A 12,057-nucleotide genomic window follows, 5' to 3' on the forward strand; every position below is an offset into this window, starting at 1 on the left:
CTACGCGGCATCGATCACGCCGGGGCCAGCGAGATCCCCGAAGGTCGCCGCCGATCGACTCCAGTCCTCCGCCGTGATCGGCGCAGCGGAGAGAGCTGAGGCTTCCCGCTCCAGCCTCCGCCGGAGGTACTCGTTGCGCGATAGCCCGAGCGCCGCTGCTTCGGCACCGAGGTGCTCGATAGCCGCTTTGCCAGCCCGCGGATCAGGTTGCTCGCCATGGGCACCTCCTCCACCCTGACGCTATCGCGTGAGCCGGGGCGCACGGGGCGCACCGCGCAGAGCCGCCTGCATCGTCCCTGGTCAGAGAGTCGCCCTCGGGGCGCACAGGGCGCACCTGGCTCATCACGAACTACTACCCACATGCTACCGTATCGCTACCACAGTCGGAGGTGCGCCTCGTCGCCACCATACCCCCGAGTACCCGTCTGACCTGCGCAGACATAGGAAGAGGCCCCTTCCCGGAGGAGGGGGCCTTCGCCTGTCGTGCCTGGTGGAGACTAGGGGGGTCGAACCCCTGACCTGAAGCTTGCAAAGCTACCGCTCTACCAACTGAGCTAAGTCCCCGTGGGTGGTGCCGATCGTACTCGCTGCAGCACCGGTGCGGATCAGGAGTGCTGCGCCTGCTTGTGCGCCGCCATGTCCTGCTCGACGGAGACGCGCTCCGCCTCGTTCCACAGATCGTTGCGGATCCGGTCGGACTCGACCTTCCGCCAGGTGAGGATCCCCGCGACTGCCGTGGTGAGCACGACAGCGGTGGTCGTGATGAACTTCTTCATGAGTTCCTCCGATCCTCGAAGTGGGCCTAGCTGGACTTGAACCAGCGACCTCTGTCTTATCAGGACAGCGCTCTAACCGACTGAGCTATAGGCCCGTGCAGGGCGATCTCGGGAGGACTCCCGGGGATCTCCGCCGACGCACAACGCTACCCCGAGCCTGCCCGCGGAGTCCAACCGGTCCGGTCGGTTGTTCGCGAGGTCACACCCCTCCCGGCGCGGCGCGGCGCACCGGCTGGGCAGCCCAGTGACGATCTCCTCCCATCCGCCGGGGTCGCGGCTCCGAACTCCTCACGTGATTCCCCTCCCGGGGCGTCCCGCCCTCGGACCCCTCGAGGACGATCGCAGCACCACGAAGGAGATCGTCATGACCACTCGGACAATGCTTCCCCGCCTCGGGGCGCTCGCTGCGACCATCGCCCTGATGAGCGCCTGCTCCGGCGGGATGGGAGAGGACGCTTCCCCTGCCGCGGAGGGCCAGCCCGCCGCCGGCCAGGAAGAGCCCGCGGACAGCGGGATGGCCTCCGACGGCGGCGGAATGGCCTCCGACGAGGGCGGTGACATGGCCTCCGGTCCCGCCGCGGACCTCGTCGGCGCGGGCTGCGCGGACTACGCCGCGATGGTGCCGGACGGCGCCGGCTCCGTGGAGGGCATGGCGCAGGATCCCGTCAGCGTCGCCGCCTCGAACAACCCGATGCTCACCACCCTGACCTCGGCCGTCTCCGGTGAGCTGAACCCCGAGGTGGATCTGGCCGACACGCTCGACGGCGACGAGTTCACCGTCTTCGCCCCGGTCGACGACGCCTTCGCCGCGATCCCCGAGGAGGACCTCAGCGCCCTGGCCGAGGACTCCGACGCGCTGAGCGGCGTGCTCACCTACCACGTCGTGCCCGGACAGCTCTCGCCCGACGAGATCGCCGGCACCCACACCACGGTGGAGGGCGAGGAGGTCGAGGTCACCGGCGAGGGCGACGAGCTGATGGTGGACGGCGCGACCGTGATCTGCGGCGGCGTCACGACCCAGAACGCGACCGTGTACCTGATCGATACCGTCCTGATGCCGCCGTCGATGGCGGAGCAGGACTGAGCGGAGCAGACTGCACTGTCGGCCCGAGGGGGCGGGGCGAGCTGATCGCCCGGCCCGGCCCCCTCGGCCCCCTCCCCGAAGGAGCTCCATGCCCCCCGAGCCCACCCCCTCCGAGCCCGAGCACCCGCCGCCCGAGAGCGCCGGGCCGCGCCCGCTGCACGGCGACGCGTCCTCCGTCGATCCGGGGCCGCACGCGATGCGGCCTCCGTCGGACGACCCCGCCGAGCTGCTGCACCGCGCCGCGCTCGGGGACGAGGACGCCTTCGCCCGCCTCTACGACGAGACCGCACCGCAGCTGTTCGCGCTGATCAGGCGCGTGGTGCGAGATGTGGCGATGAGCGAGGAGGTGCTGCAGGAGGTGTATGTGGAGGTCTGGCGGCAGGCCACCCGCTTCGATGCCCGACGCGGCTCGGCGCGCGGCTGGCTGTGCACGATCGCCCATCGTCGCGCGGTGGACACGGTGCGCTCGAGCGAGGCGGCGCGGCGCAGGGACTCGGAGGACGGTCTGCTCACGCTCGAGCAGCAGGTGGTCGATGTGCAGGAGGAGGGGATCATGAGGGTCGAGAGCGGACGGGTGCGCAGTGCGATGAAGGCGCTGACCACGGCGCAGTCCGAGGCGATCCGCCTCGCCTATTTCGGCGGCTATACCCATCGGGAGGTCGCCGCGCTGCTCGACATCCCCGTCGGGACGGCGAAGACTCGGATCCGTGACGGCATGATCGTGCTGCGCGACAGGCTGGGGGTGACCTCGTGAACGAGCAGAAGCACACCATGACCGGCGCCTGGGCGCTGAACGCCCTGGACGCCGACGAGCGTGAGCGGATGTGCCGCTATCTCGACGAGGATCCCGAGGCCGCCGCCGAGGCCCGCGCCTTCGAGGAGACCGCGGGCGAGCTCGCCGCGAGTCTGCCCCCGCTGGCCCCGCCCCCGCAGCTGCGATCCGCCGTGATGGCGCGCATCGCGACCACCCGCCAGCTCTCCCCGCTGCCGGAGGACGAGCAGGTCGAGCAGGATCCCCCGCAGGCCATCGACGCCGCGGACGTCGCCGGGCCGACGACGAGCACGGAGCCCGCTCCGCCCTCGGCACCTTCGGAGCCCTCGACGCCGCCGGCGCCGGGCGCGCCCGCCGCCGAGGGGTCGGCGACGAGCACGGACGCACCGGAGCCGGTCGTCTCCCTCGACCGCTACCGCGCGAGCGTGCGACGCAGCCGGTGGACGGCCGTCGCCGCCGCCGCGCTGCTGCTGACGACCATCGTGGGCATCGGCCTGTGGAACGGCGAGCGCGCCGCGCAGGAGGAGGTGCAGGCGACCCTGACCGCGATGGAGTCGCAGCAGGCCGCGGCGCAGCAGGAGCGGGAGATGCTCTCGACCCTCCTGGCCGCGGACGATGCCTCCCGGCTCTCCGTCCCCGTCGGCGACGGCGGCTCGCTGGAGCTGATGTACTCCCGCGAGCAGCAGGCGATGATCGTCCAGCCCGACGGTCTCGAGGCGCTCCCCGCCGACCGGACCTACCAGGTGTGGATGATCGAGGGTGACGAGATCACCAGCGCCGGGCTGCTCGAGGACCCGTCCGCCGCGATGATGCATCCCGGCGCGATCCCGGAGGGCGTCGTCGTCGGCCTGACCGTGGAGCCCGCCGGCGGCTCGGACCAGCCCACCATGGCCCCGATGGCGCAGGGAGAGCTGACATGAGCGGGCGCGGGGCCCCGGCGACCGACGGGGAGCGCGAGGACGGTACGGCCGGGCCTCGGAGAGGGTCGGGTCCAGCGCCTGTGCACCGCCCGGAGCGTGCCCCGGGCCGCCGGTCGGCGCTGGTCGGCGTGGTCGCCGGGCTCGTGCTGGTCGCCGTCGCGGAGCTCGCCTCCCTGGCCTTCGGCTCCTCCTCCGCCCCCTTCGTCGCCGTCGGCGGAGGCTTCGTGGACATCGTCCCGCCGGCGGTGAAGGACCTCGTCATCGGGCTGTTCGGCACCTGGGACAAGCTCATCCTGTTCGCCTCGATGTTCGTGGTGTACGCCCTCATCACGGCGATGATCGGGCAGCTGGCGAGCTCCCGCCCCGTGCCCGCCGCCGCGGCGCTCGGGGGCCTCGGCCTGTTCGCGATGGCCGTCGTGCTCACGCGGGCCCAGAACACCCCGCTCGACGTGCTCCCCACCCTGCTCGGCACCCTCGTCGCCGTGCCGACCCTGCTGCTCCTGAGACGGGCCGTGCGCGGCACGACCGGGGCGGAGCCGACGGCCTCGTCGGAGCCGACGGGCGCGCCGGACGCCGCATGGCTGCGCCGCCGTTCGCTGGTCGGCGTCGGCCTGGTGGGCGTGCTCGCCGTGGTCGTTGCCGCCGGGGCGCGCGGGGTGAACGCCGGCCGCGAACGGGCCCGCCAGGTCGCCCGCTTCGTGCTGCCCGCGCCGCGGGAGTTCGCCGCCCCGATCCCCGCCGGCGCCCAGGTGGACCTCGAGGGCATGCCGCCCTTCGTCACCCCGAACGACGACTTCTACCGGATCGACACCGCCCTCGCGGTGCCGAACGTGGACCCCGGCACGTGGACGCTGCGGATCCACGGCCTGGTCGACGAGGAGCTCGAGCTGGACTTCGCCGCACTGCTCGAGGAGCCGATGACCGAGACCCATGTGACGCTGACCTGCGTCTCCAACACCGTCGGCGGTGACCTCGCCGGGAACGCGACCTGGCTCGGCGTGCCCGTGCGGACCCTGCTGGAGCGGGCAGGGGTGCAGGACGGCGCGGACATGGTCCTCTCCCGCTCGATCGACGGCTTCACCGCCTCCACCCCGCTCGAGGCGCTCACCGACTCCCGCGACTCCCTGCTCGCGGTCGGCATGAACGGGCAGCCTCTGCCGGCCGAGCACGGCTATCCGGTGCGGATGGTGGTCCCGGGTCTGTACGGCTACGTCTCGGCGACGAAGTGGCTCACGGAGCTGAAGGTCACCCGCTTCGCCGACGACACCGCCTACTGGACCACCCGCGGCTGGTCGGAGCGCGGCCCGATCAAGATCGCCTCCCGCATCGACGTGCCCCGCTCCTTCGCCGAGCTCTCCCCCGACGCGGAGGGCGCCGTCACGCTCGGGGGCACCGCCTGGGCGCAGCAGCGCGGCATCGCGGCGATCGAGGTGCGGATCGACGACGGCGACTGGCGGGAGGCCGACCTCGGCGCCGAGGTCTCCACCGACACCTGGACCCAGTGGTCACTGCGCTGGGAGGACGCGGAGCCCGGCGACCACTCGGTCTCGGTGCGGGCCACCGACGGCGAGGGCGAGGTACAGACCGAGGAGCGGGCGGATCCGGCCCCGAACGGTGCGAGCGGCTGGCACACCGTGCAGTTCACCGTGGTGTGATGCTCAGGATGCCGGCGCGCCCTTGACCTCCTCGTAGGCGGCCAGCGCTTCTCGCCGCGAGGCGCGCAGGTCCACGATCGGGTCGTCCCGACGCTCGGTGCCGATCTCGGGCACCCACCGTCGCACGTAGTCGCCGTCGGGGTCGAAGCGCTCCTGCTGCCGGGCGGGGTTGAACACGCGGAAGTACGGCGCGGCGTCGTCCCCGCTCCCCGCCACCCACTGCCAGTTGAACGGGTTCGAGGCCTCGTCGGCATCCACCAGCGTGTCCCAGAACCACTCCTCCCCGCGCCGCCAGTGCTGCCGGAGATTCTTGGTGAGGAAGGAGCCGGTCACGAGCCGCACCCGGTTGTGCATCCACCCGGTCTCCCAGAGCTGTCGCATCCCGGCGTCGACGAGGTCGATGCCGGTGCGTCCCCGCTGCCAGGCGCGGAGGTCCTTCGAGTCCTCCCGCCAGTCGAAGCGGTCGAACTGTCGACGGACGTTGCGTGTCGCGAGATCCGGCAGGTGGAACAGCCGGTGCCAGGCGAACTCCCGCCACAGCAGCTCCCTGCGGAAGGACTCCGGGCCCCTCCCGCGGCCGCACTCCACGCTCCGATGCCACACCTCGTGGGGCGAGACCTCGCCGAAGCGCAGATGCGGGGACAGGCGGGTGGTCCCCTCCGTGGCGGGCCGTTCCCGGTCCTCCGCGTACGCGCCCAGCACCCCGTCGAGGTCCTCGAGGCGCTGCCGGGCGCCCTGCTCCCCCGGGGACCAGGCCTCGCGCAGCCCGCCCGCCCAGTCCGGTGACGTCGGCAGCCAGCCGCGACGGTCGAGGACCCGCTCGAGGTGCTCCTCGCGGAGCCAGGTGCGCATCTCGTGCCCGCCGGCGCGCACAGCGTCGGGCGGTCCGCTCAGACGCGGCGGGAGACCGTCGGCGGCGCGGGGCGGGCCCGCTTCACCGCAGGCGCGGGCGAAGGCCGAGTACACCTTGTACGGGTCGCCGGACTGCGTGGTGATCGTCCAGGGCTCATGCAGCAGATAGCCGTCGAAGCTCTCCGCCCGCAGGCCCTGCTCGCGCAGCGTGCTCTTCAGCCGAGCATCCACGGCCCTGCGAGGGGCGTGGTACCGGCGGTTCCACAGCACGGAGTCGGCGCCGCTGTCGCGCACCAGCTGGGGGATCAGCTCCTCGGGATCCCCGCTGACGAGCACCAGCGGGACGCCCCGTGCGCGCAGCGCAGCACCGAGGCGCGCCAGCGAGTGGTGCAGCCACCACAGGGTCGCCCCGCCCAGTTCCCGCACGCCCTCGATGCGCTCTTCGACGTGCACGGCGATCACGTCGCCGTCCTCCGCGGCGGCGGCGAGCGCGGGATTGTCGTGCAGGCGCAGGTCGTCGCGCACCCACCAGAGAGCGGTCATCGGAGGTGCTCCTATCCTCGACGGATCACGGGTGGGCGAGGGCCCCGTCATTGCGTAGCCTAGCTAGCGAATGACCGCCGTGAAACATCCCCCGCCCCCTGTGCCCTGACCGCCCGGGCTCGTGCGGAGCTCAGGGCCTCGGCAGCCCGTCGGTGACCACGAGGCGGTCCTCGCGGGCGAGGTCGTGCACCAGGTCGGGCTGCGCGGCGAGCCGGCCGCAGACCTCCGCCGCGTCGCCGATCAGCCGGGTCTCGCCGGTGAGCCCCTGGAGCTCGTCGAACAGCTCCTGCTGCCGGTGCCGCAGCGGGATCGGCACCCCGTCGCGGGCCAGCACGCCCCAGCGCGAGGCGTAGACGTCCACGTGCTCCGGCCGCTCTCCCGTGGCGAGCACGAGCGGGACGTCCGCCGCGCCGAGCCGCAGCCGGTCGTAGTTCGGCTCGGTCTGGTCGACCACCGCCAGCTGCTCCTCGTCGAACCAGGTCGCGACCAGCTCCATCCGCTCCCCCTCGGCGCGGTACGGGGCGGCCGGCACATAGCCGGGGGCGGCGGCCCGGGGCACGTGCCCGACGGCGAGGCCGTGCACGGTGCAGCGCACGAAGGGCGTGGTCACGTCGAGCTCGCGCCCAGCACGTCGGTACTTCCGCGCGATGGTCCGGGGAGTCTGGTTGGAGCCGACGGCGAGGACCAGGGTCCGCTCGGCCAGCGGCGCGGCGCCCGCGGCGGCGAGGGCCTGCTCGATCACCCGGCGGTCCACGACCGGGTGATCCTGGTCCTCGGCCGGACGCTCCCGGGCGACGCGGTCGGCCTCCCGACCGGCGTGCTGCAGGCCGTCGCGGGCCGCTCCGCCGCCGTCCGCGCCTGGTTCGAGACCCACCACCCCGTCGGCCAGCAGCAGGGCAGAGGTCGCCGACGGACCGAGCCACGGGTACTCCTCAGGGGCGACAGTGCTCGGCAGGGAATCGGTACGCGCGACAGACATCCCTCGACCGTAGCGCGGAGCCCGCGAGCTCCCCAGGTCAGCGCGACCGCGCTCACGTTTGCCGCCGACGGCGTCTCCTTCGCCCGGCTCGCCGGGTCGATCGTGGCTCCCGCGCACAGGGGACGACGACTGGGCGCCGCCCTGGTCGACCGCATCCTCGAGGACCTGGAGCCGAGGGGGCGAAGCGGATCGTGCTGAGGGCGTCCGAGGCGGGCAGGCCGCCGTACGAGCGGGCTGGCTGGACGCCGCTCGAGGGCCCGACGACTGGATGGAGCTGCGCTCCCGGTGACTGCGCTCCCGGAGACTGCGGGCCCGGGCTCGGGGCCTACGCTGGCCTCATGAGCGAGCAGCGTGCGACCGACGCCCTGGAGGCCCTGGGCCTGCCCCACGAGATCACCCGGCACGGGAGGGTCGGCTCCCTCGCCGAGGCGGCCGCGGCCCGTGGCGTCGAACCCCGGGACATCGTCAAGACCCTCGTGGTGCGCCGCGGCGAGGGGGACTACCTCTTCGTGCTGGTGCCCGGGGACCGGGAGATCTCATGGCCGAAGCTGCGCGCGCTGCTGGGCGTGAACCGCCTGTCGATGCCGGACAAGGAGGTCGCGAAGGAGGTCACCGGCTACGAGCGCGGCACGATCACGCCCTTCGGCGCGACCACGGCCTGGCCGGTGGTGGCCGACGTGTCCCTGGCCGGGGATCCCGAGCGGCGGATCTCGATGGGCGCCGGCGCGCACGGCGTCGCCGCGACCGTCCCCGCCGAGGAGACCCTCGCGCGCCTCGACGCCCAGGTCGCCGACGTCACCGAGCTCCAGCAGCCCTGACCCCGGGCTGCCGGTGAGGTTTTGCCGCCCTGGCGACTCATGTCGGAGCCCGCATGAGTCCTAGCGGTCACAAAAGGTCGCGCGGCCCCGAGATGTTCCGCAGCCCGGACACGACGACGCCGCCGGCCTCGGGGAGGCGCGGCGGCGTCGGGGTGTCCGCGGCGGCGGGAGCGGGTGACCCCGCTCGGGCTCACTCGTCGGTGAAGGTCATCTTCAGCCCGCCCAGCAGCGCGGCGACGAGGTTGTAGAGGAAGGCGCCCAGGGTGCCGAGCGCGGTGATGATCACGACGTTAACCACCGCGACGATGGTCCCGTAGCTGGTCATCTTCGAGAAGCTGAAGAACTCCATGAAGGGCAGCGGGTTGCCGCCGTTCAGGTCGCGGCCCAGCTGGTCGATCTTGCCCCACAGGCCGATCGCCTCGACGAGGTTCCACAGCAGCACGACCGCGATCACGGTCGCGATGCCGACGGCGATCGCGACGAGGAAGGACAGCTTCATCACCGAGAACGGGTCCAGGCGGGCCAGCGTCAGGCGCACCCGGCGCGGGCCGCGGCGCTCCTTCTCCGCCCCGCCGGCCGGTGCCGACTTCTTCGGGCTGCGGCTCGCGCCGCGGGCCGCGGAGCCCTTGCCGGAGCCGAGCCCCTGCTCCGACGGCGAGGAGGCGCTGTCGAAGGCCGGGAGCTTCGAGGTGGACTCGGCGGCGTCGGTCTTCCCGGTGCCGGTCCTGGAGTCACTGGTGCTCACGGGTCACTCCTCGTTCTGGTCTGCGTCGTCGGGCGAGGTCTCGGACTCGTCAGAGCCTAGAGCATCGCCCTGCCCGTCCTCGGTCGCGGAGGCGGCGATGTCGGAGATCTCCACATCCTCCTCGCCTCCGGCCTCGTCGGCCGAGGCGGGGCTCGCCGCGCTGTCCGCGGAGCCCTCACCGCCGTCGCCGGCGTCCTCGAGGACCGGCGTCTCGGCCTCGTCCTCGTCGAGCTCGCTCTCCGGGCCGGTGGTGACCAGCAGGATGCGGTCGCCCTTGTCGGGCTTGGCGAAGGTGACGCCCATGGTGGTGCGGCCCTTCGGCGGCACCTCGGAGACCTTCGAGCGGACCACGCGGCCGCGCTCCATCACGACCAGCAGCTCGTCGGTCTCCTCGACGACGGCGGCGCCGGCGAGGTGGCCGCGGTCGTCGGGCAGCTTCGCGACGCGGATGCCGAGGCCGCCGCGGCCCTGGAGGCGGTACTCGTCGATGCTGGTGCGCTTGGCGAAGCCGCCGTCGGTCACGGTGACCACGAAGGTGCCGGGGCGCACCACGTCCATCGCCAGCAGCTGGTCGTCGTGGCGGAACTTCATGCCGGTGACGCCGCTGGTGGCGCGGCCCGTCGGGCGCAGCACGTCGTCTGCGGCGGGCATGCGCACGCTCTGGCCGTTGCGGGAGACGAGCAGCAGCTCGTCGTCGCCGTTCACGGCGCGGGCGGCGATGACGCGGTCGGGGCGGGTGCCGTCGATGCCGTCGACGTCGCGCAGGTTGATCGCGATGATGCCGCCGGTGCGGTTGGAGTCGAAGGCGGTCATCGCCGTCTTCTTGACCAGGCCGGACTCGGTGGCGAGCACCAGGTACTCGGCGTCCTCGTAGGAGTCGATCGCGAGGACGGAGGCGATGTGCTCGTCGGGCTGGAAGGCCATAAGGTTCGCGACGTGCTGGCCCTTCGCGTCCCGCGGCGCCTCGGGCAGCTCGTAGCCCTTGGCGCGGTAGACCCGGCCCTGGTTGGTGAAGAACAGCAGCCAGCGGTGGGTGGTCGTGGTGAAGAAGTGCTCGACCACGTCGTCCTCGCGCAGGGACGCGCCGCGCACGCCCTTGCCGCCGCGCTTCTGGGCGCGGTACTGGTCCTCGCGGGTGCGCTTGACGTAGCCGCCGCGCGTGATCGTGACGACCACGTCCTCCTCGGGGATGAGGTCCTCCATCGACATGTCGCCGTGGAAGGGGAGGATCTGGGTCCGACGGTCGTCGCCGTACTTGTCGACCAGCTCGCCGAGCTCCTCGGAGACGATCTGCCGCTGCCGCGCCGGGTCGGCGAGGATCGCGGTGTACTCCTCGATGAGGGCCTGGAGCCGGTCGTGCTCCTCGATGATCTTCTGGCGCTCCAGGGCGGCCAGGCGCCGCAGCTGCATCGCGAGGATGGCGTTGGCCTGGATCTCGTCGATCTCGAGCAGGTCGATCAGCCCGGTGCGGGCCTCGTCGACGTCCGGGGAGCGGCGGATCAGCGCGATGACCTCGTCCAGCGCGTCCAGCGCCTTGAGGTAGCCGCGGTAGATGTGGATCTGCTCCTCGGCCTTCTTCAGGCGGAACTTGGTGCGGCGCACGATGACGTCGATCTGGTGCTTCGTCCACTCGCGCACGAAGGAGTCGATCGAGAGGGTGCGGGGCACGCCGCCGGAGAGGGCGAGCATGTTCGCGGAGAAGTTCTCCTGCAGCTGGGTGTGCTTGTAGAGGTTGTTCAGCACCACCTTGGCCACGGCGTCGCGCTTGAGGGTGATGACCAGGCGCTGGCCGGTGCGGCCGGAGGTCTCGTCGGTGATGTCGGCGATGCCCTGGATCTTGCCGAGCTTGACCATCTCCGCGATCTTGCGGGCGAGGTTGTCGGGATTGACCTGGTAGGGCAGCTCGGTGACGACGAGCGCCATGCGCCCGCCTATCTCCTCGGTGGAGACGACGGCGCGCTGGGTGATGGAGCCGCGGCCGGTGCGGTAGGCGTCCTCGATCCCGTCGGTGCCGACGATCGTGGCACCGGAGGGGAAGTCGGGGCCCTTGATGAACTTCATGCACGCTTCGAGCAGCTCGGGCTTGGTCGCCTCGTGGTTCGTCAGCAGCCACTGGACGGCGTCGGCCACCTCGCGCAGGTTGTGCGGCGGGATGTTCGTGGCCATGCCGACGGCGATGCCGGCGGAGCCGTTGACCAGCAGGTTCGGGAAGCGGGCGGGGAGGACGGAGGGCTCGTCGACGGTGTTGTCGTAGTTGCCCTGCATGTCCACGGTGTCCTGCTCGATGTCGCGGACCAGCTCGAGGGCCAGCGGCGCCATCTTGCACTCGGTGTACCGGGGGGCGGCCGCGCCGTCGTCGCCGGCGGAGCCGAAGTTGCCCTGGCCCAGGATCAGCGGGTAGCGCATGTTCCAGGGCTGGACCAGGCGGACCATCGCGTCGTAGATCGCGGAGTCGCCGTGGGGGTGGTAGTTGCCCATGACCTCGCCGACGACCTTCGCGCACTTGGAGAAGGAGCGGTCGGGGCGGTAGCCGCCGTCGTACATGGCGTAGACGATGCGGCGGTGGACGGGCTTGAGGCCGTCGCGCACGTCCGGGAGGGCGCGCGAGACGATGACGCTCATCGCGTAGTCGAGATAGGAGCGCTGCATCTCCTGGTTGAGGTCGACCTGGGTGATGCGGTCGACCTCGTCCTCGTCGAGGGGGTCGACGAGCGTGACGGTGCGGGAGGCGGCCTCGTCGGCCGAGAGCTCGCTGGAGCCCTCGGGCATCTCCTGGCCGCCGATCCCGGCGCTCTCGGCGGGGGTCGGGGTCTCGGCCGACGGCTGGTCGTCCTCGGGGCCGGTGGGGTCGTTCGGGGTGTCGCTCATGGCGGGGAGGGCCTTTCGGGTGGGGCCGGTGGGTCGTGGGGGTCC

10 protein-coding genes and 2 tRNA genes are annotated in these 12,057 nt (G+C 72.2%); 5 read left to right on the top strand and 7 right to left on the bottom strand.

Annotation, left to right across the window (positions count from 1 at the left end; translation table 11 throughout):
• Positions 1 to 488: 488 nt before the first annotated feature.
• The 3 genes from A4A78_RS02820 to A4A78_RS02825 all read right to left on the bottom strand — a co-directional run bounded on the left by A4A78_RS02820 (position 489) and on the right by A4A78_RS02825 (position 871).
• A tRNA-Ala gene (locus A4A78_RS02820) sits at positions 489 to 564 on the bottom strand.
• Positions 565 to 605: 41 nt separating this feature from the next.
• A complete protein-coding gene (locus A4A78_RS17900; RefSeq protein WP_197466618.1) occupies positions 606 to 776 on the bottom strand; it encodes a DLW-39 family protein in 171 nt (56 codons plus the stop codon).
• A gap of 21 nt (positions 777 to 797) precedes the next feature.
• Positions 798 to 871, bottom strand: a tRNA-Ile gene (locus tag A4A78_RS02825).
• A 269-nt stretch (positions 872 to 1,140) separates the two neighbouring features.
• Here A4A78_RS02825 and A4A78_RS02830 point away from each other — a divergent pair.
• The 4 genes from A4A78_RS02830 to A4A78_RS02845 all read left to right on the top strand — a co-directional run bounded on the left by A4A78_RS02830 (position 1,141) and on the right by A4A78_RS02845 (position 5,207).
• Entirely contained in the window at positions 1,141 to 1,860 is a 720-nt protein-coding gene (locus A4A78_RS02830) for a fasciclin domain-containing protein (protein ID WP_062946902.1), read from the top strand.
• Positions 1,861 to 1,948: 88 nt separating this feature from the next.
• Positions 1,949 to 2,614, top strand: a complete 666-nt coding sequence (gene sigK, locus A4A78_RS02835) for an ECF RNA polymerase sigma factor SigK (RefSeq protein ID WP_082835157.1) — start codon at positions 1,949 to 1,951, stop codon at positions 2,612 to 2,614.
• Positions 2,611 to 3,552: an anti-sigma factor gene (locus A4A78_RS02840; RefSeq protein WP_062946903.1), complete on the top strand. Its 942-nt coding sequence runs from the start codon at positions 2,611 to 2,613 to the stop codon at positions 3,550 to 3,552. Before sigK ends, A4A78_RS02840 begins: the two co-directional genes overlap by 4 nt.
• An 80-nt stretch (positions 3,553 to 3,632) precedes the next feature.
• The gene (locus A4A78_RS02845; RefSeq protein ID WP_231880813.1) at positions 3,633 to 5,207 is read left to right on the top strand and encodes a molybdopterin-dependent oxidoreductase; all 1,575 of its coding nucleotides are present in this window, start codon (positions 3,633 to 3,635) and stop codon (positions 5,205 to 5,207) included.
• A 3-nt stretch (positions 5,208 to 5,210) separates the two neighbouring features.
• Here A4A78_RS02845 and A4A78_RS02850 read toward each other — a convergent pair whose 3' ends face one another.
• A complete protein-coding gene (locus A4A78_RS02850) occupies positions 5,211 to 6,602 on the bottom strand; it encodes a deoxyribodipyrimidine photo-lyase (protein WP_062946904.1) in 1,392 nt (463 codons plus the stop codon).
• A gap of 130 nt (positions 6,603 to 6,732) precedes the next feature.
• Positions 6,733 to 7,581 carry a hypothetical protein gene (locus A4A78_RS02855; RefSeq protein ID WP_062946905.1) on the bottom strand — a complete coding sequence of 283 codons (849 nt, stop codon included), beginning with the start codon at positions 7,579 to 7,581 and terminating at the stop codon, positions 6,733 to 6,735.
• 338 nt (positions 7,582 to 7,919) lie between these two features.
• Between A4A78_RS02855 and A4A78_RS02860 the strand changes: the two genes are divergently transcribed.
• Positions 7,920 to 8,399, top strand: a complete 480-nt coding sequence (locus A4A78_RS02860) for an aminoacyl-tRNA deacylase (protein WP_062946906.1) — start codon at positions 7,920 to 7,922, stop codon at positions 8,397 to 8,399.
• Positions 8,400 to 8,589: 190 nt separating this feature from the next.
• Here A4A78_RS02860 and A4A78_RS02865 read toward each other — a convergent pair whose 3' ends face one another.
• Both A4A78_RS02865 and gyrA read right to left on the bottom strand, forming a co-directional pair.
• Positions 8,590 to 9,144 carry a DUF3566 domain-containing protein gene (locus tag A4A78_RS02865; RefSeq protein ID WP_062946907.1) on the bottom strand — a complete coding sequence of 185 codons (555 nt, stop codon included), beginning with the start codon at positions 9,142 to 9,144 and terminating at the stop codon, positions 8,590 to 8,592.
• Positions 9,145 to 9,147: 3 nt separating this feature from the next.
• A complete protein-coding gene (gene gyrA / locus A4A78_RS02870; protein ID WP_062946908.1) occupies positions 9,148 to 12,012 on the bottom strand; it encodes a DNA gyrase subunit A in 2,865 nt (954 codons plus the stop codon).
• Between the last annotated feature and the right edge of the window lie 45 nt (positions 12,013 to 12,057).

Origin of the sequence: Brachybacterium sp. sponge (genome assembly GCF_001613775.1) — a bacterium.
Lineage (GTDB): Bacteria > Actinomycetota > Actinomycetes > Actinomycetales > Dermabacteraceae > Brachybacterium > Brachybacterium conglomeratum.